This is a genomic window from Pantoea anthophila, from assembly GCF_026104315.1.
GTDB lineage: Bacteria > Pseudomonadota > Gammaproteobacteria > Enterobacterales > Enterobacteriaceae > Pantoea > Pantoea anthophila.
Genome location: NZ_CP110473.1, coordinates 799443 through 819119, shown reverse-complemented (window position 1 = coordinate 819119; position 19677 = coordinate 799443). Strand labels below are relative to the sequence as shown.

Genomic DNA, 19677 nt, shown 5'->3' with positions numbered 1-19677 from the left:
TTATGTGTTCATCGCTGTTAGCGCCACACCCGTTTGGCGAGCAGATTACCGTTGCCAGCCTGACAGAGCGTTTCAGCCACTTTCATCAGTGGGAAGATCGCTATCGTCAGCTGATTCAGCTGAGTCGTCAGCTGCCGGCTCTGCCGGAAGCGCTGAAAACCGCGGACATTGAGCTGAGCGGCTGTGAAAACCGGGTCTGGCTGGGCAGCCAGCTGCGTGAGGATGGCGCGCTGCATTTCTACGGTGACAGCGAAGGACGCATCGTACGTGGCCTGCTGGCGGTACTGCTGACCGCTGTTGAGGGCCGGATGCCTGACCAGCTGCTGGCAGACGATCCCCTGACGCTGTTTGATACGCTGGGACTGCGCGCTCAGCTTAGTGCTTCACGCAGCAGCGGCCTGCAGGCGCTGGCCGACGCGGTCCGGCAGGCCGCGCGTCAGGCGCTGACGGCATCCTGACGGGCTGCGCGCGCCAGAAATTTCTTCAGCGCGTGCGAAACGGCGACAAAGCCAAAGCTGGCGGTCACCATGGTGGCCGCACCAAAGCCAGACGAACAGTCCATTCTCTTTGGCCCTTCTGCCGTGGCGCGTGACGCACAGACGCTGCCATCCGCCTGCGGATAGACCAGCGCCTCGGTGGAAAAAACGCAGTCGATGCCCAGTTTTCCTTTGCTGTTTTTCACCACGCCCAGACCTTTCAGTCGCTCACGCAGCTTTGCCGCCAGCGGATCCTGGATGGTCTTCGCCAGATCGGCGACCTGGATCTGGGTAGGATCAATCTGCCCGCCTGCGCCACCGGTGGTGATCAGCGGGATCTTATTGCGGCGACACCAGGCGATCAGCGCCGCTTTAGGCCGCACGCTGTCGATCGCGTCAATCACGTAGTCGAAACCGGCTGCCATCAGTTCCGCGGTGTTATCAGGCGTAATAAAGTCATCAATGCAGATCACGTCACAGTCAGGATTGATGGCGCGCAGACGCTCAGCCATCACCTCTGTTTTCGCCTTACCGACGTTGCCCTGCAGCGCATGAAGCTGTCGGTTGGTATTGGTGATGCAGACATCATCCATATCAATCAGGGTAATTTTGCCAATGCCGGTGCGCACCAGCGCCTCTGCGGCCCAGGAGCCGACGCCACCGATACCGATCACGCAGAAGTGAGCGTCAGCAAACCGTTGCAGCGCATCCTGACCATAGAGACGCGCCGTGCCGCCAAAGCGCTGATGCCAGGCGTCGTTTAACACTTTCATAGTTGAACCTGTTACGTCGTGCGGGCCCGCTGGCCCGCAGAGAAGAAATCAGTTAGCGCCCAGAAGCAGTGAACCACTGTTGCCGTTTTGCGGGCTGGAGAACAGCGGCTGACCGGCCCCCGGCGCGGCTTTGAGCACCCAGACGCGTCCGTAGTGATTATAGAAGCCCGCCAGATGCGCTGCGTCCGGGCCGATACCCTGATAGATATCAAAGTGCTGCCCTTTAATCGCACCGCCCACGTCGAGGGCCACCATCAGGCGCATCTCATACTTACCGTTGAATTTGCCCTTCTCATTCAGCTGTGGCACTTCAGCCAGCAGCACCGTGCCTGCCGGAATGATGGAGCGGTCAGAAGCCACAGAGGCTTTCGCCACCAGCGGCACCGCACTGGCACCGCGCACCGGCGTGAAAGGCTCCGCCTTAAAGAAGACGAAAGAGGGGTTTGTCTCCAGCAGCGCACGCACTTCCTGCGGCGAGTGCTCCTGCGCCCACTGACGAATCGCCTGCATCGACATATCTTCGCGCTTCACTTCACCGCGATCGATCAGCTCCTTACCGATGCTGTGATAACCCCAGCCATTTTTACCGGCGTAACCAAAGAAGCTCATCGGGCGACCATCGCCAAAGTCGACGTAGCCACTGCCCTGCACATCCATCATGAAGTTATCAATCAGCGAGTTGCTGTAGGCGATGATGTAGCGGTCATCGAGTGCACCACTATAGATAGAGGCGCGGCTCGGGAGTTTTGCACCACGTTTGCGCGGCGGCATGCGGTAAATCGGATACTGGAATTCACCCTGGCGGGTGTAGCGCGCCTGCACCACCGGCGTATAGTAACCGGTAAACTGTACGTTACCGTAGTTATCCGTGCCCTCCATCTGCCAGGCGTTCAGCCCGTACTGACGAAGCTGCCGGGTGTCGGCGCCCGCCATCAGCCAGCTCTCAATCGCGCTGTAGGTGCCGTTCTGGCGACCATAGAGCGCAGACGAGGCGGACTGGATCTGGCGAACCTGCTCGCCAAAGTCCCGGCCATTGACCGGCGCGCCTTTGGCATTGGGCTGATTCACCAGCGCCAGCGGCTGTTCCAGTTTGCCATCTTTATATTGCTGACCGCGATCGGTCGGTTTAGAGCTACAGGCCGCCAGCAGCGTAATCAACGCGCCAGTGAGTGCATACTTCACCCAATGTAATTTCATTCTCTTCTCTTTTTATAACTGTTCGCCCCGCGACGATAGCAAAGCCCCCGGCAGAATGAAATGCATCCGCTTTGACCTCGCGCGGAACAGTTCAATAATTAGCCAGATGGGGGAATCCTTCAGCAACTGGCTGTTAATTTGGCTTTTATCTGCAAAAAGGGGTTGCATCAATCAGCGCGGAGAGTATAGTGCGCTTCCACGGACGCGGGGTGGAGCAGCCTGGTAGCTCGTCGGGCTCATAACCCGAAGGTCGTCGGTTCAAATCCGGCCCCCGCAACCAATACTTCTGTAGCACTCTGGCAGAAGTGACAATGTGAAAAGTCGCAAAGCGCAAGACGGACGCGGGGTGGAGCAGCCTGGTAGCTCGTCGGGCTCATAACCCGAAGGTCGTCGGTTCAAATCCGGCCCCCGCAACCACACTTTTGCAGCGGTTTCACAGATGTCAGAAAATAAAAAGTCGCAAAGCGCATGACGGACGCGGGGTGGAGCAGCCTGGTAGCTCGTCGGGCTCATAACCCGAAGGTCGTCGGTTCAAATCCGGCCCCCGCAACCACTATTTAAACACCTGAAAGGGTGTTTTTTTGTTTCTGCCCTTCCCCTTCTCTTCTGTTTTCTCTCTTTCCACGGCGAAAAGTCTGCGGATAACCGGGGCTACCCGCACGTTAATTAGCGATGCGCTAGCGCGGCCCCGCTCTCCACATAGGCTTTGATGCCGTTCAGAATCGCCTCCGCAACCTGATGCTGATAGCGGGTGGTGCGTAGCTTCCGCTCCTCCTCCACGTTACTGATAAACGCCGTTTCCACCAGAATAGAGGGGATATCCGGGGCTTTCAGCACGGCAAATCCCGCCTGATCGACAGTGCGCTTGTGCAGATGGTTGATGCGGCCCATGCGATGCAGCACCTCTTTACCGAACTTCAGGCTGTCATGGATCGTCTGACGCTGCACCATGTCGAACATGGTGTGATCGAGATAGCGGTCACCGCTTTTGCTGACGCCGCCAATCAGATCGGATTCATTCTGCGTCTGAGCCAGAAAACGGGCCGCGGCGGAGGTTGCCCCGCTGGTGGATAAGGCAAAGACTGACGAACCGCGTGCCGCCCGGCTGGTGAAGGCATCTGCATGGATGGAAACAAAGAGATCGGCGCGCTGTTTACGGGCTTTAGCAACCCTGACGCGCAGCGGAATAAAGACATCCTCATTGCGCGTCATGTACGCCTTCATGTTGGACTCTTTGTCGATCAGCGCTTTAAGCCGCCGTCCGATCTTCAGCACGATATCCTTTTCACGGGTCTTATATTTGCCGTGCGCGCCCGGATCTTCCCCGCCGTGCCCCGGATCGATCATGATGACAATCGGTCGATCGCGTCCCGCCCTGCCCGGCAGAGGGGCCTGAACCCCGGCGTCTTTCTCCAGCGCGCCCTGATTATAATCTTTCAGCAGCGCCAGCAGCGGATCGTCTTCCGCCTGGTTCTGGGTCGGATAGAGGTCCACCACCAGCCGGTGATTGATTCCGGCGACCGGGGCCAGATTAAAGATCTTCGGCGAAACGTTGCGCTTTAGTTCGAGAACGACGCGAACCGTGTCGCTGTCGAACTGGCCGACCCGGGCATGTTTGATAAAGGGATCATCGACCCGCACCAGTTTATTGACCCCTTTCAGGACCGGATTAAGGTGCAGGCCCTGAATATCTATGACCAGGCGTTCAGGATTGCTCAGCGCAAACTGCTTATATTTCAGCTCAACGCTGGATTCCAGCGTCATCCGTGAATAGGTCGATGAGGGCCAGATGCGCACGGCCACAATGTGATTTTTTGCCGCCAGCCCGGTGCGGCTGACGCTTAACAGCAGTAAGGCGCCTGTCCCCTGTAAAAATCGTCTGCGTGAAAAATGGGAATTAACGTCTGACATGCCGCTCCAGCTGCTGAGTAATGTCTAAAAAAGCGCCAGTTAATAAAATGGCGGCGAAAACTTTATCTAATCCCCGGAATGATGTCACCCCGGAAAACCTAAATAATGCAGGCTGTTAGCGGCTTTGACACTCATAAAAACGTAAATTTTCGTCAGGATTAAGGCTTGCAAAATGGCACGCAAAAGCATAAAAATACAAAAAATACGAATAAACATTCATTGAGGGTTGGCCGTGAAGGAACGTAGTACCGAGCTGGTTCAGGGGTTTCGCCATACCGTTCCCTATATCAATGCCCACCGGGGTAAAACCTTTGTCATCATGCTGGGTGGCGAGGCGATTGAGCATGAGAACTTCTCCGGCATCGTCAATGATATCGGCCTGCTTCACAGCCTGGGTATCCGCCTGGTGGTGGTCTATGGCGCCCGCCCGCAGATTGATGCCAGTCTGGCGCAGCAGCAACTGGAGCCGGTTTATCATAAGTTTACCCGGGTGACCGACGCGCAATCTCTGGAGCTGGTAAAACAGGCGGCCGGCCGGCTGCAGTTAGATATTACGGCCCGCCTCTCGATGAGTCTGAACAACACGCCGCTGCAGGGTGCGCATATCAATGTGGTGAGCGGCAACTTCATCATTTCACAGCCGCTGGGCGTGGATGATGGCGTGGATTACTGCCACAGCGGCCGCATCCGTCGTATTGATGAGGCGGCGATTCATCGTCAGCTGGATAACGACGCCATTGTGCTGCTTGGCCCGGTGGCAGTTTCCGTGACCGGCGAGAGCTTTAACCTGACCTCCGAAGAGGTCGCCACCCAGCTGGCGATCAAACTTAAAGCGGAAAAAATGATCGGCTTCTGCTCTGAGCAGGGCGTGCTGAACAGCGACGGCGAGATCATTTCCGAACTCTTCCCGAACGATGCGCAGGCCCGCATCGACGAGATTGAAAAGGAAGGTGACTATCTTTCCGGCACGGTGCGCTTCCTGAGGGGGGCGGTGAAAGCCTGCCGCAGCGGAGTCCGCCGCAGCCACCTGATCAGCTATCAGGAAGATGGCGCGCTGTTGCAGGAGCTCTTTTCTCGCGACGGTATCGGTACGCAGATCGTGATGGAGTCGGCAGAACAGATCCGCCGTGCCAACATCAACGACATTGGCGGCATCCTCGAACTGATCCGGCCGCTTGAGCAGCAGGGCATTCTGGTTCGCCGCTCACGCGAGCAGCTGGAGATGGAGATTGATAAATTCACCATCATTCAGCGCGATAACCTGACCATCGCCTGTGCGGCACTCTATCCCTTTATGGATGAGAAGATTGGCGAAATGGCCTGTGTGGCGGTGCATCCGGACTACCGCAGCTCTTCACGCGGTGAGATGCTGTTGCAGCGTGTGGCGCTTCAGGCGCGCCAGATGGGGCTGGAAAAACTGTTCGTGTTAACCACCCGCAGCATCCACTGGTTCCAGGAGCGCGGCTTTACGCCGGTAGATATCGAGTCACTGCCGGAAAGTAAAAAAGAGATGTACAACTATCAGCGGCGCTCAAAAGTGCTGATGGCCGACCTCACCTGATTTTACCCCTCCGGGGGAGAGCGATCATGGATGTGAACTCTCCCCCTCTCTTCTATCCTGCTGCGCTCAGGCGATCGACCAGACCACTGCGTCGCTGCGTCTGCAGCTGCACGGCGCGCTGAAACACACCCGGTTCGCTGTAGATGGTCAGCTGACGCCGCGCGCGCGTAATGGCGGTGTAAACCAGTTCGCGGGTCAGTACCGGCAGAGACTGAGTTGGCATGACCAGCGCAGTGTGGTCAAACTCCGACCCCTGTGATTTATGCACCGTCATGACCCAGGCGGTTTCATGTGAGGGTAAACGGCTCGGCTGAATCGCTTTGATCGTGCCATCCGGCAGCGGGAAAAAGACCCGGAGGTTGCCCTCATCATCACGCAGCGCTATGCCAATGTCGCCGTTAAACAGGCCGAGCGCGCTGTCATTACGGGTGATCATCACCGGCCGCCCGGCATACCAGCGGCTGCCGATGCCAGGACGACGGAGGCGCTGCAGCTGCATCAGCCGCTGTTCGATGCGCTGATTCAGCCCCTGCACGCCAAAGGGGCCGTCTCGCAGTGCACAGAGCAGCTGATAACGGCCAAACGCCGCAATCACCTCTGCGGGTGAGGCCTGCTCCCTGATCAGCTGCAGGAAGGGCTGATAACCGGCGGCGACTTCATCCAGCATCGCCTGATAGGCTTCCGCACTGTCCAGCGGCTGATAGCTGACATCCTCATAGGCCTCAGCAAACACCGCCCTGACCTCCTCCGCGTCACCACGATTAATGGCTTTTGCCAGCAGACCGATGCCGGATGAGGCGTCAAAACGGTAACTTTTCTGCAGCAGGCAGATGCTGTCGCGCACCGTCGGCGCCTGAAGATCGTCACTGCCCTGCAGGGTGCAACCGGTCAGCTGGGCAAGCTGTTCTGCCCGCGCCTGGCTGTAGCCACTTTCGGTACAGCGGCAGATGTCGCCCAATACCGCCCCCGCCTCAACCGAGGCCAGCTGGTCGCGATCGCCCAGAAACACCACGCGGGCATGCGGCGGCAGCGCGGCAATCAGTTTGGCCATCATCGGCAAATCGACCATCGAGGCTTCATCCACCACCAGCACATCAAGATGCAGCCGGTTACCGGCATGATAGCGCAGGCGCTGGGTATCAGGTTGCGCGCCCAGCAGGCGATGCAGGGTCGTGGCTTCAGCAGGAAAACGCTGACGCTCTTCGTCACTCACGGCCAGATCCTGCAGTGCCCTGCCCAGGGATTCGGTCAGCCGCGCGGCAGCTTTGCCGGTCGGGGCCGCCAGCTGGATCCGCAGCGCGCCGGGATGCAGACGAATCAGCGCCGCAAGCAGTTTCGCCACGGTGGTGGTTTTCCCGGTGCCGGGGCCGCCGGAGATCACCGCCGTCTTGCGGGTCAGCGCCACCGCCGCCGCAATCTTCTGCCAGTTTTCCGGCTGGTCACCAAACAGGCTGTTGAGCACCTCACCGGCGGCACGCATATCCAGCGCGGAGGTCATCTCCTGAGCGGCAAAAAAGTCGGCGACCCGGCCTTCGCTGTGCCACAGACGATGCAGGTAGAGACGCTGATTGCTCAGCACCAGGGGCGTCACCCGACTGCCGTCGCTGACCGCCGACCAGTCAGCAAGACGAGCTGACCAGTTATCGGGCGCACCAGCAGCCTGCCAGATCGCCTGAGCCAGTGCAGGCTGCCGGCCGGCAAACAGCCGGGCTTCACAGAGGTTGCTCAGCGGTAAACAGACGTGCCCTTCGCCCGCCTCGGCGCTGACGCAGGCCGCCGCGAGCAGCAGCGCAGGCTGTGATTCAGCAGCCACAAGGCGGGCAAACTGAATATCCAGCGGACGCAGGAGACGTTTGTCGACTGCCTGCAGCAGCAGACTCAGCATGTCACTCATCCTCTCTCTCCGTTCTTACCAAACAGTGCATCCATCTCCTCCACACACTCTGCGGAGGGGCGGGTAGCAAAAATGCCGTTGTCGGGCGAGCTGCCATCCATCCCGCGCAAAAACAGATAAAAGACGCCGCCAAAATCTCGATCGTAGCGGTAATCCGGCAGGCGATGGGTCAGATAGCGATGCAGCGCCAGCGTATAGAGCTGATACTGCAGATCGTAGCGGTGCCCGATCATCGCCTGCGCCATCGCCTCCTGGGTGTAAGCGCTGTGGCTTTCCCCCAGCCAGTTCGACTTGTAGTCGAGCAGATAATATTTTCCCTGCCAGCGGAAGACCAGATCGATAAAGCCCTTCAGCATGCCCCGCACCTGACGAAAATCCAGCGAGGCAGCCTGCTGAGAGAGGCTGTCGTGCCGCCGCAGCAGCGCATCCAGCCCGGCTGCCGTCAGCAGATTATCGATCGGCAGATAAAACGCCATCTCGATCAGCCGTTCGCTGCTTTTGATCGCCGACAGCGTCAGCCCCTCCGCGTTGAGCGGGGTCTCTAACACCCGCGCGATCCACGCTTCCAGCACCGGCAACCAGCTCAGCGGGTAGCCATTGTGCTGCAGCTGATCTTCCAGCCAGATGCGGTCCGGCGGTTCAGTAAAGTCGATAGACTCAAACAGGCCGTGCAGAAACGTACCGGCTGCCGCACCGCGCGGAAAATGGTGCGGCGTCAGTGCCGTCTCTTCACCGCTCTCCTCTTCGCCCGCCGCGTCAATATCGAAGCTGGGCAATGCGTCCAGCAGCGGCGAACTGTGGTGCTGCTGCAGGCCGGAATAACTGGTGACCCGCCAGACATCCGTTCGCGCCTGAGTCACGACGCGGCTGCTCAGGACGTCGTCGCCCGGCTGCGCATCCTGCCATCGTTCGCCGGGCAGCAGATCTGCCTCGACCAGCGCAATGCCCGTCCCGGTTAACGCCTGCAGAGAACGGCTGAGCTGCTGCGCATCGGCCGCCTCGCCTTTCTGAATCAGATAGCCGAGCGCGCTCTTGTGCAGGTCGCTTTCGCCCTCTTTTTTGCGCGTGCCTTTGATCAGCGGCGCAATCCCGACGCTGCAGTGATACACCGAGCGGGTCAGCGCCACATAGAGCAGGCGCAGATCCTCTGCCAGACGCTCCTCTTCCGCCAGCGCCAGGCTTTGTGCATCGCCCTGAACGTCCAGCAGAGCCGCAAAACTTTCGCGGTCGTGATAAAGCGCACTGGCCGCTTCGCGGAATCCGGCAGCAAACGGCAGCCAGACCAGCGGGTATTGCAGCCCTTTCGATTTGTGGATGGTGATGATCTGCACCAGGTGGCGGTCGCTCTCCAGACGCAGCTGCTGGCTGGCGGCCTGGCTGTTCGGGCGGGCAATCTGCTGCGCCAGAAAACGCACCAGCGCGTGCGGGCTCTCCAGCTGCACTGAGGCTTCCTGCAGCAATTCCCCAAGATGCATCAGATCGGTCAGGCGCCGCTCTCCGTTCTCCGACGCCAGCATATTCTCCGCCAGCTGTCGTTTGATCATCACGTCGCGCAGCATCGGTAACACGCCGCGCTGGTGCCACAGCTGCTGCCAGACGGCAAACTGCTCGACCAGCGCATCCCAGTCGCGTTCATTCTGGCTCAGCGTTTCCAGCGTCGCCGCATCAATGCCAAAGATAGAAGTCGCCAGCGCGCTGCGCAGTAAGCGCTCCTGCTCCGGGGCCTGAATCGCCTGCAGCAGCCAGAGTAATTCACGCGCTTCCGGCGTGGTATAGACGCTGTCGCGGCTGGAGAGGTAGACCGAGGGGATCGCCAGCGCATTCAGCGCATCGCGGATTAAGGTGGCTTCATTGCGGCTGCGCACCAGCACCGTGATATCGGAAGCCCGCACCGGCTGCAGCGCCTCCCCTCTACCTGCAAAGGCGCGCCCCTGCTGTCCGGCCACCAGCCAGCGGCTGATGTCGGCGGCACACTGCTGCGCCATAAACTGCTGATAATCACTGCTGCCGACGCCCTCACCGGGTTGCAGCCAGAAGCGTAACGCCGGTTGCGGCTGCCCATCATAAATCAGTTTCAGTGACTGATTGGGTGCCGCAGGCTGCACCGGCTGAAAAGGGATTGCCGAGAACAGGAACGGTGACTCCAGCTGCGAGAAGAGGCGGTTAACGCTTTCGACCATTTCCGGCGAAGAGCGCCAGTTCGTATCCAGCGTGTAGTGAGCACTGACTTCGTTTCTGGCCCGCAGATAGGTAAAGATATCCGCGCCGCGAAAGGCGTAGATCGCCTGTTTCGGGTCACCGATCAGAAACAGCGCCTGCTCCGGCTGATTCACATAGAGCGTGCGGAAAATACGATATTGCTGCGGGTCGGTATCCTGGAATTCGTCAATCAGGGCGACCGGGAAACGCGCCCGGATGGTTTCAGCGAGCAGAACCCCGCCAGGCTGTCGCAGCGCCTCATCCAGCTTACTGAGCAGGTCGTCAAAACCTAACAGCGCCCGCAACCGCTTCTCGCGCTGAACCGTGGCGCGCACATCGATCAGCGCCTGAGCAATGATCACATCCCGCAGCGACAGCGGCTCTGCCAGAAACTGGTCGATGGCCTCAAACAGGGCGTGGCGTGGTGCTTCACCCTTTTTGGTTTTCTCCTCCAGCACCTGCTGGCCAAACCGCTCCAGCTCCTTCGGCAGCTGATAATCCAGCGTCTCACTGCTGGCCCACTGGGTGACTCTGGCGACCCAGTTGGGCAGATGTTTACTGCTGTAGCTGCGCTTATCCACGCCTGAGGCGCTGATGATGCCTTCAACGTCGCGACTCAGCGCCTGCCACTGCTGTTTGATGGCGTTGATGCGCGCCAGATTGCGGGCATGGCGGGAGGCCAGCGTCTCATCGGCCGCGGGCGGTCGTTTCAGTCCTGGCGTTTCGCCCTGGAGCCAGGGACGCAGCGTGTTCAGCAGGCTGTCCGGCCCGCTCCACTCTGCGGCGATAATCCGCGCTACATCCAGCGACAGCGGATAGCACTGGCGACGCCAGAAGTCGGCGGCGGACTGCTTCAGCAGCGCCTGCTCATCTTCGATCAGCTCCTGCTCAAACAGCATGCCCGACTCAAACGCATTCAGATTGAGCATCCGCTGACAGAAGCCGTGGATGGTAAAGATGGCGGCTTCATCCATCTGCCTTTCGGCGGCCAGTAGCTGCGCCGCGGCCTGACTCAGATCCGGCATCTGCTCCAGTAATTGCTGATGCATCGGATTGCTGCTTTTGCCGCGGATACAGGCCAGACGCAGCTGGTGGATGTTCTCGCGGATACGGCCGCGCAGCTCGGCGGTGGCGGCCTCGGTAAAGGTCACCACCAGAATCTCTTCAACCGAGAGCGGCCGGCTGTAGGCGTTTTCTTCGCCCAGCCCCAGCAGCAGGCGCAGATAGAGCAGGCCAATGGTAAAGGTTTTTCCGGTGCCCGCAGACGCCTCAATCAGCCGCTCACCCCTGAGCGGCAGCGTTAAAGGATTCAGCGATACGGGGGGTAACTGCGTCATTGGGTCTCACTCTTTACCGGCAGCGACTGCTGCAACTGCGCCACTTCATCCCAGGTTTTCCAGCCAGGCTGCCGGGCATAGTCAATTTTGCCATTGTTACTGCCCGCAATCTGCGAGGTCATGACCATGCCATTATGTTCGATAACCGCTTTACGGAAAAAGTCTGCCACGCTGGCCGGGGTGAGCAGCTGCACCTGCTCTATCACTTTCTGCCGGGTATCAAACGTCTCATTCTGACGATCGAAGTCACGGCTGTAACGATCGGCTTCTTCATCCAGCGTCTGGGGACGCTGCTGCAGGTCATTGATCATCGCCTGCTGATACTGCGCAAAATCGGCCTGGCTCATGTTGCGCAGACGTTTTTCCGCCTCGGGATAGAACGCCTGGTAACGCTGCAGCAGCCAGTCAGGTTGCCGGCTGTTACTCTGCAGCAGGAAGCCAACGCCCCACTGTCGGCCGACCGGCATCTGGAAGGCAAACACCGCATAGCCGAGCTGCTCTTTTGTGCGCAGCTGATTGTAGAACCACGGCTGCACGATCTGGCTCAGCATGGAGCTGTTGGCCATGCTCTGATATTCGCTGTAGCCCAGCGGAATATAGAGCGCGGCAAGCGCCGAGTCGGTACTGCTGCCCGGCTGCTGCAGATTGGCCTTCAGCGGTTTATCGAACGAGACATACTGACTCTGCCAGTCGCGGGTCGCGTGACTCTGCATCTGCTGTTTCAGTTCATGTCCCAGCTGCGTCACGCTGTCTGCACTGAGGTTGCCGACCACCAGCATCTCTGGCGTCGCATCGCGGAACAGCGCGTCGCGGTAAGCCGTCACCTCATCAAGCGTGATCGTGCTGACCAGTCTGCGGCGCGTCTCGCGCTGGGTATAAGGCAGCTGAGAGAGCATCTGCATCGGCTGAATCGCCTGTTCGAACGCCTTGCCCTTTTCCGCCGCCTCCAGCCGCTCCAGATACCAGGATTTTGCCTGCGCCAGTTGCTGCTCTGTCGGCTGGAAGTGGGCATACCCTTCGACCAGTTTCTTCAGCAGCACCGGCAGGCGCTGCGTGAAGCCGCTGGCATTGAACACCAGACCTTCATCTTCACCGATTGAAAAGCTGATGCCGCCCACCGAAGCCTGCGAATTTAGCTCGTCCAGCGCCAGGCTGGAGAGGTAGTCATTCAGGCCGAACAGCACCTGCTGACGCGCATCGCTGATAGCGTGCCTGTTGCGTAAGGCCAGGGTGATCGCCGCCTTTGGCTCGCGGGCATAATAGCGGCTGGGCATCCAGTAAATGCGCATGCCGTCATCATTAGCCAGTCTGACCGGATGCTGCCAGGTTTTACCGTCAGCGGGCAGCAGCGTGAAGTCGTCCGGAATATAGGGGTTCAGCGCAGGCATTGCCAGCGCGATCTGACTGGCGCGCTGCTGCCAGTCAGCAAAGGTCTGCGGCGTGATTTTCTCTGCCTGATAAGGCGCGTCCACAAAGTAGGCTTTTTTGTTGTGCGGCTCCTGCGGGCTGATGTACCAGATACGCGCACGTTGCGGCGTCATCTCCTGCAGGCGGGCAGCGATCGCGGCGGCATCGTACTGATCGGCCAGGTAAGGCGCATCCAGCGTGTGTTCCACCGGCACCCGCAGCATGGTGTCGGCCAGCCACTCAATGTAATCCATATCGCGGGTAATGGAGGGATAGCGGAAGTCGAGCGCCAGTACGTGAGAGACCTCATCGAAATAGCGCTTATCGTCGCCCTGCTGACGCAGCAGATTGATGTAGCTGAATACCGCCGCCACCACTTCATCACGCTGCGCCAGGCCTTTATCCGTCAGGGAGACCGTAATGGCAAATACGCCGCTGTTACGTTCGGTCATCGGGTCGGCGCCGGCATTGACACCGTCCGCCAGCCCCTGCTTCTGCAGCCAGTCGGTCAGCGTATTTTTGCTGCGATTACTGATTAAGTAGCTGATCAGCGTGTCCGTTTTACTGCGAAAACGATCGCTGTTGTTTCCGATGCGGAATTCAATTTTGAGCTGCTTGCGCGGCTGGGCGGGCACATAGTGAATGATGATGCCCTGCTGCGCATCGGTGACCACCGGCACGTTAATCTCCGGCACGCTGGCATGGTGATTTTTGATGCGGCCAAAGGTTCTGGCCGCAATCGACGCCATCTCCGGCAGCGGTTTGTTGCTGTAGATGACCGCCTTCATCAGGTTGGCGGAGTAATGCGAGTGGTAGAAGTCCAGCAGCGCCTGGTGCAGTTTACTGCCCGGCTTATCTTTCAGAGTCTCTAAATTACCGCCAGAAAAACGCGACGCCGGGTGTGCCGGGTTCAGGGTTTCAGCGCCGACCTGAGCCATGCGCAGGCCGTCACGCGCGCGCGCCATGGTCAGCTCGGCATTGACGGCGTGACGCTCGCGGTCAGCGTTGACCGGATCCAGCAGCGGTGCCGCCACGGCATCCGCCAGGCGGTCGACCGCCGGTTCCAGCGCCGCATTTTCCACTTCCAGATAAAAGGCGGTGCGATAAGAGGCGGTGCTGGCATTGTGACTGCCGCCGTGCTTTTTCAGGAACTCGGCCAGGTTGTCCGGCTGCGGGTAGCGCTTTGAGCCCATCAGCACCATATGTTCGAGGTAGTGAGCCAGTCCCGCCTGCTGATCGGGATCGTCCAGCGATCCAATCGGCAGCGTCAGCGCCGCCAGCGATTTCGGTGCCACCGGATCGGACACCAGCAATACCGTCAGTCCGTTATCGAGACGGATGGCCTGATAGTTTCGGGGGTCCTGGTCACTTTTGCGAATGGTGTCGTTAAGTGGCTGCCAGCCTGCAGATGTCTGCGCCTGGGCTGTGCAAGCCACCAGGCTCAACAGTAGTGCCGCTATCCAGCGTGCGTGTAGCCGCATGTAAACCCCTCTTGTTTCCCGATAAGCCGCCAATTACTGACGCGGCGGCTCAAAGCCAGGCAAAAATTTCTGTGTGTGTAGTCAGTCTGCAAAATGCGATCTGACCTGCTATTCATCATCCTGATGTGCGGCCAGCACCGGCAAATACCAGCGCTGCGCCGCCTCAGTGATCTGCTGCAGTTGCGCCTCATCCAGCACGCGGCAGAGCCGCTGCAGATAGGGGTCGCTGCCCTCTCCCTCCACCTGGTAGCTGCCTGACCAGGCCGTCAGCAGGCGATTGCGCGCCTTCAGCTGCGTGGCTTCATCCGTGAGTAACTGCTGGCTCTTTTTGTCGTAGCTGGCGGTCAGCCACGCACCGCCACTTTTGCTGAGCAGCATCAGCGGCTGACGCAACCCGTCGAGGTAACCGGCGATATAGTCATTCAGGGCGGCCATCGCCTCTGACTGCGGCACGGCAGGAAAACACCAGCGGCTCTGCTGGCGGCCATACATACGGCTGCTGCCGGTGCCGCCCAGCGCGCAGTAAATCAGATGCTCCAGCCAGAGCAGCAGGCCATCGTTCATGTTGAGGACGCCAGGCCGCCAGCGCAGGAGCCCGTCGCTCTGCACCTGCGTCAGCCAGCCGGTTAAGCTGACCTGCTCCAGTTGCAGATTCACTTCCCAGCTCTCGCCGTCGCTGCGCTGGTTCACCACTTCCGCCGCCACTTCCTGCATCTCATCACGCTGCGCCTGCCAGAAGAGTTCGCCAAATGCGCCGTAGGGCAGATTACCGGCGGCGCGATGGTGCGCATAGAGCCGCTGGGTATCCTCGCCTTCGACCAGGGCATTCAGCAACTGGGCATTGATCTGGTAACGCTCCAGGTTGTCGAGCGCAAAAGGTTCGCTGTCGGGCAGCTCATCCTCCTCCAGCCAGAAGCTCACGCCGAGACGCTGGTGGAACCAGGCGCGAACCGGGTGCCGCCAGAAGCGCAGAAAGGCCTCTAAGGTGAGTGCATCAATGTCCGGGGCCGTCAGCGGCTGGACAAATTCGGGTTGCGGCTGCCCCGCCCCCTGGGCGGCAGGCAGCCACTCGCGGGCGAAGCTCTGCAGTCTGGCGGCAGGCTGGAAATTCTCAGCGGCAAACGGCATCCTGCTGTTGAGGTGCTGCAGATGCGCCCGCACCCGTCCGGCACTCTCATCCAGCTCCAGATGACCATCCCCCTCCAGGTAAAAACTCTGTCCGATGTAATCCAGCAGTTCTGTGACCAGCACCGAGGGATAGCGTTCCGTATTATCCTGAATCGCCCGGCCGATATAGCTGATATAGAGCTGCTGCTGAGCGGAGAGCATCGCCTCAAGAAACAGGTAACGGTCATCATCACGGCGGCTGCGGTCGCCTTTACGGGACTGCTGCTGCATCAGATCAAAGCCTAACGGCGCAAGCGTGCGCGGATAGACGCCGTCGTTCATCCCCAGCAGACAGACCAGCTGGAACGGTATTGAACGCATCGGCATCAGGGTACAAAAGTTGATCTGCCCGGCCAGAAAGCGCTGGCTGATGCGCTGCTGATCGAGCCGGCTGCGCAGGTCATCGCGCAGCAGCGCCACCGGGATCGCCTCCTCAAACCGCGCATCCATCCCGTACTGAATCAGTTGCTGCCACTGCTCTTCCACCAGCAGTAAAGCGGCCTCGGTTTCCGCGTCAGGCGTGAAGAAGGCGTTCAGCAGTTCCCGGCACATCGGCAGCCACTCCGCCAGCGGGCGGGGTTCCGCCAGCCGCTCACGCCAGTGATTCAGCCGCGCGAGCAGCTCAGCCAGATGGCCCGCCAGCTCCCCCACGAGGCCACTCGACTCGTCATAAGGCAGAATCCCCTCCCAGTCGCCATTGTGGCTCTCCATCGCATAACCCAGCAGCATACGCTGCAGGCCAAAGCGCCAGGTGTGCTGGCCGGTAATCGGCAGTGAGAGGGCTTCAACGCTGGCATCATCCAGCCCCCAGCGCACGCCTGACTCGCTGACCCAGCGCCGCAGCAAACGCAGGCCGCTTTCATCGATGGCGAAGTGGGACGCCAGCGCCGGCACATCCAGCAGCGCCAGCACATCTTCTGAGACAAAACGGCTGTCCGGCAGCGCCAGCAGATGCAGAAACGCCACGATGGCCGGATGCGCCTGACTGGCCCGCCGGTCTGAAATCGCAAAAGGCAGATAGCGATCGGCGGGCGCATTGGCGAACACAGCCTGAATGAACGGTGCATAAGCGTCGATGTCGGCCACCATCACAATAATGTCGCGTGCTTTCAGCGTCGGATCAGCCTCCATCATCGCCAGCAGATGATCCTGCAGCACCTCAACTTCGCGCTGCGCACTGTGGCAGACCTGCACCACGATCGAACGATCCGCCGGATCGAGGAGGCGCTTGCGATCGCTGTGCGCCAGTTCCGCCGCGTTCAGCCCGATGATGGCACTGTCCTGCAGATTGAGAAGATCGTACTGCATGCAGTGCAGCAGGTTGTCCGGCTCTACATCCACAAAGGCATCGATGTCGTCGCTGGCATCCATCTGGCTGAGCAGAAAGAGGTTGTCACGCCCCAGCTTGCCCCAGGAGGCCAGCAGCGGATTCGTCAGTTGCTGTTCACCGGCTTCGTTAAACAGCTGCGGCGCCTGCTCTGCGTCCCGGAACAGCCCACGCGCCGCCTCAGCGTCATGGCGGCGGCGCTGACGGCTTTGCAGCTTCGCCAGGAAGGCATAGTCCTGAATGTCGCCCCAGTAGTCGCGGCAGGGATTGGTAAACAGCAGGTGGATGTCGATGTGACGTCCCAGCGCCTGCAGCGCCTGCAGATAGATCGGTGGCAGTGCGGAGATACCACAGATAAAGACCCGCCTGGGCAGGTTTTCCGGCGTGCTCTTCGCCTGCTCCAGCGTGCGGATAAATCGCGCATAGAGATTCGCGCGGTGCCATTCCGGCTGTCGCAGCGTGCGGGTGTAGCTCACCAGATCGCGCCACAGGGCGGCCTGCCAGCGCTGCGCTTCGCCCAGCCCGTCGATACTTTCGCCGCGCTCCCAGCTGTTAAGCCAGTCAGCGCGATAGACCAGATACTGGTCAAACAGATCCGCGACACGGGAGCTGAGCTGAAACAGTTTGCGCTTGTCGCCGTCGTCATGGAGATAGTGACGTAAGGAGGTAAACTCCTCCTGCTCCAGCATCACCGGCAGCCGGTGCATCAGCTTCCAGCTCATACTGGCCTTACTGAAGGCACTCTCTACCGGGATGTCGGGCAGCACGCGCACGAACATCTCCCAGATAAAACTGGCGGGCAGCGGAAATTCGATGTTGGCTGCAATGCCAAAGGTCTGCGCCAGCTCCATCTGCAGCCACTGCGCCATACCCGGACTCTGCACCAGTATCATTTCTGACGCGAAAGGGTCATCAAGAGGATCATGTTTAATCACCGCAGCCGCGAGAATCTTCAGCACATCGAGCTGATTTGAGTGATAGACGTGAAACATGACAACTCCTGTGGTAACTCAGAACATGACTGCGGTATTGCGGCCCTGTCACTTTACCGCGTATCGCTGTTGAAACCCATCAAAAGGGCGTCCCGCAGGCGTTAACATCGCAGTCTACTCAGGGAGGCATGACGCCCGAAGGGACCGGTGACGTCGGCCCGTTCCAGTATGCAGCCCGCGGGCCCCGGCTGCTGTTGCAGTGTGGATTGCCAGCCCGCAACCTCATGCCCCGCCAGGCGCTGTTCAGCGACGTACCAGGCCTCCTGCTGCGCCCACTGCTGACTGAATCCCCGCGCCAGAGCGCGATGATAGTGCAACAGCGTGCTGCTGCTTAATGCCATTAACAACAGAGCAAATAACACCTCTGGCAGGGAGAAGGCTGCGCCTTTACAGACAGGCGGCGGGAGGTGTGAGCGGGCAGTAGTCAATCCAGCCGTGCGGCAACGCGCGGATCTGATTGTCCCGTAACCGGACCCACTGCCAGACCGCCATGCCACTGCCGCTGGCTTCCCCTTTAAGCAGACCTTCATCTTTTTCACTCCGTTGCAGGCAGCTGATCCAGCCCTGATGCGCCTCCTGCTGACAGCCTGAATCCGCATGCGCTGACCAGCTCAGCGTTAAGCCCCATTGCAGCGCAGACTGCGCCCGCCAGAAATCCTGGATAAACTGCTGTTCATCCGCCAGCACGCGCATACCCTGCTCTGACAGCCTGCGGCTGGCGTGCAGCGCCACGCTGCCCATCACCATGATCATCAGAACCATGCCCAGCGCGCTGCTGCCTCGCTGCTTCACAGGTTCTCTCCTTCTACCCAGCGCTCTGTCATTTCGTGCCAGCGTCCGGCCCGCCCCTGCAGCATGATCCTGATCTGTCCGCCCTGCCGGCTGACGCTGAACTGCTCCACGCGCATAAACGCGGGGTCGGAGAGCCGCTCCCAGCCCGCAGACTGACACTGGTCCACACCCCGCTGCATCTCCAGCTGCTGCTGTCGCAGGCGATAGCCGTAATAGTCACTTTCGGCATGGCCGACCCCTTCCCACCTTCCATTGCTGTTTTCATCCCAGCGCAGCAGCAGGCAGTTCTCCTGCAGAGTGAGTGCGCCACTGCCGCACTCGCCGTGACAGTAACCGGCACGCCGCACCGCCTTTTCCAGGGTAGCCATCATCTGCTGTAACTCCTGACGCAGTTGTGCCCGCTGCAGCATCCCGGCGTTCTCTGTCAGCAGCCGCGGCAGAAGCCGCCCGGCACTCAGCATCACGACCGCGCTGATGGCCAGGGCGACCAGCATCTCCGGCAGGCTGAATCCGGCGACTTTCAACGGCAGTTCTCCTCATCGTTCAGGCAAAGACGAATACGGGCTCTGGCGGAGATAATCAGCCAGATGCGCCCGGCAGCATTGCCCAGCTCAATGCTGCCCGCCCTGGCGACATTACGACGACCATAGAAGCCCGGTTCACCGCGCAGCCCATGCAGCGTAACTCCGGCATGGGGAGCGATGAAATGGAGCCGTTTTCCCCCTTCACAACCGGCCGCAGGCAGGCGGCCTGCCCCGATACACCATGGGCTGCCCGGCTGCGACCACAGGATTAGGTCACGGTTTTGCCGGTTGGCCTGCGCACGCAGCCGCAACAGGAAGCCCTGCAGTTGCTGTGCGCTGTCGCGCAGTTGCTGCCGCTGCTGCCAGCGCTGCCAGCCATGCAGTGCGGCAAGGCTCAGCATGCCGGCAATCACCATCACCAGCAGCAGCTCCGGCAGGGTAAAACCCCGAACGTTTGCACTTTTCATGGCATCAGACTGGCGGGAATGAGCGGGTGAGACAAGCCGCAGCGTCACGGGCTGGAGAGGCTGTCGCAGAGAACCGGCGTGACAGACAGACAATCTCAGGAAGCGTGCGCGCGATGCCGCAGATGTTCCGGACAACAGGCAAAAAAAAGCCCCGGCGGAGTGCGCCAGGGCT

At 60.0% G+C, this 19677-nt stretch carries 13 protein-coding genes and 3 tRNA genes; 5 read left to right on the top strand and 11 right to left on the bottom strand.

Going from position 1 to position 19677, the window contains the following annotated elements; all coding sequences use genetic code 11:
* Nucleotides 1–2 precede the first annotated feature (2 nt).
* Nucleotides 3–458 (top strand): cysteine desulfurase sulfur acceptor subunit CsdE, encoded by a 456-nt coding sequence (gene csdE, locus OJ965_RS06440; RefSeq protein ID WP_046102473.1) that lies wholly within the window; start codon nt 3–5, stop codon nt 456–458.
* On the opposite strand, the gene tcdA is transcribed toward csdE, so the two are convergent.
* Nucleotides 437–1249 (bottom strand): tRNA cyclic N6-threonylcarbamoyladenosine(37) synthase TcdA, encoded by an 813-nt coding sequence (gene tcdA, locus OJ965_RS06435; protein ID WP_046102474.1) that lies wholly within the window; start codon nt 1247–1249, stop codon nt 437–439. The genes csdE and tcdA overlap by 22 nt on opposite strands.
* Before the next feature lie 48 nt (nt 1250–1297).
* On the bottom strand, nt 1298–2446 hold the full coding sequence (gene mltA, locus OJ965_RS06430; RefSeq protein WP_009087006.1) for a murein transglycosylase A: 1149 nt from the start codon (nt 2444–2446) through the stop codon (nt 1298–1300).
* A gap of 203 nt (nt 2447–2649) precedes the next feature.
* On the opposite strand from mltA, the gene OJ965_RS06425 reads away from it, so the two are divergent.
* The 3 genes from OJ965_RS06425 (at nt 2650) to OJ965_RS06415 (ending at nt 2999) form a co-directional block, all read left to right on the top strand.
* Nucleotides 2650–2726: transfer RNA gene (locus tag OJ965_RS06425), tRNA-Met, on the top strand.
* Between the two features lie 60 nt (nt 2727–2786).
* Nucleotides 2787–2863 (top strand) — tRNA-Met (locus tag OJ965_RS06420).
* A gap of 59 nt (nt 2864–2922) precedes the next feature.
* Nucleotides 2923–2999: transfer RNA gene (locus tag OJ965_RS06415), tRNA-Met, on the top strand.
* 113 nt (nt 3000–3112) lie between these two features.
* Here the strand turns inward: OJ965_RS06415 and amiC are convergent.
* Nucleotides 3113–4357: an N-acetylmuramoyl-L-alanine amidase AmiC gene (amiC, locus tag OJ965_RS06410; protein WP_046102475.1), complete on the bottom strand. Its 1245-nt coding sequence runs from the start codon at nt 4355–4357 to the stop codon at nt 3113–3115.
* Between the two features lie 232 nt (nt 4358–4589).
* Between amiC and argA the strand changes: the two genes are divergently transcribed.
* Nucleotides 4590–5918: an amino-acid N-acetyltransferase gene (gene argA / locus OJ965_RS06405; RefSeq protein ID WP_009087010.1), complete on the top strand. Its 1329-nt coding sequence runs from the start codon at nt 4590–4592 to the stop codon at nt 5916–5918.
* A gap of 52 nt (nt 5919–5970) precedes the next feature.
* Here argA and recD read toward each other — a convergent pair whose 3' ends face one another.
* From recD to OJ965_RS06365, 8 genes are all read right to left on the bottom strand, one after another.
* Nucleotides 5971–7812, bottom strand: coding sequence for an exodeoxyribonuclease V subunit alpha (recD, locus tag OJ965_RS06400; RefSeq protein WP_167432426.1), 1842 nt, complete (start codon nt 7810–7812; stop codon nt 5971–5973).
* Nucleotides 7809–11348: an exodeoxyribonuclease V subunit beta gene (gene recB, locus OJ965_RS06395; protein WP_265138371.1), complete on the bottom strand. Its 3540-nt coding sequence runs from the start codon at nt 11346–11348 to the stop codon at nt 7809–7811. Before recB ends, recD begins: the two co-directional genes overlap by 4 nt.
* Nucleotides 11345–14236 (bottom strand): pitrilysin, encoded by a 2892-nt coding sequence (gene ptrA / locus OJ965_RS06390; protein WP_265138369.1) that lies wholly within the window; start codon nt 14234–14236, stop codon nt 11345–11347. Before ptrA ends, recB begins: the two co-directional genes overlap by 4 nt.
* A gap of 108 nt (nt 14237–14344) precedes the next feature.
* Nucleotides 14345–17722, bottom strand: a complete 3378-nt coding sequence (gene recC / locus OJ965_RS06385) for an exodeoxyribonuclease V subunit gamma (RefSeq protein WP_140925011.1) — start codon at nt 17720–17722, stop codon at nt 14345–14347.
* Between the two features lie 101 nt (nt 17723–17823).
* A complete protein-coding gene (locus OJ965_RS06380; protein ID WP_265139257.1) occupies nt 17824–18063 on the bottom strand; it encodes a prepilin-type N-terminal cleavage/methylation domain-containing protein in 240 nt (79 codons plus the stop codon).
* A 46-nt stretch (nt 18064–18109) separates the two neighbouring features.
* The gene (locus OJ965_RS06375) at nt 18110–18514 is read right to left on the bottom strand and encodes a DUF2509 family protein (RefSeq protein WP_009087030.1); all 405 of its coding nucleotides are present in this window, start codon (nt 18512–18514) and stop codon (nt 18110–18112) included.
* Nucleotides 18511–19038 carry a prepilin peptidase-dependent protein gene (locus OJ965_RS06370; RefSeq protein WP_265138366.1) on the bottom strand — a complete coding sequence of 176 codons (528 nt, stop codon included), beginning with the start codon at nt 19036–19038 and terminating at the stop codon, nt 18511–18513. The genes OJ965_RS06375 and OJ965_RS06370 overlap by 4 nt, the downstream gene beginning before the upstream one ends.
* A complete protein-coding gene (locus tag OJ965_RS06365; protein ID WP_167429175.1) occupies nt 19035–19505 on the bottom strand; it encodes a prepilin-type N-terminal cleavage/methylation domain-containing protein in 471 nt (156 codons plus the stop codon). Before OJ965_RS06365 ends, OJ965_RS06370 begins: the two co-directional genes overlap by 4 nt.
* Between the last annotated feature and the right edge of the window lie 172 nt (nt 19506–19677).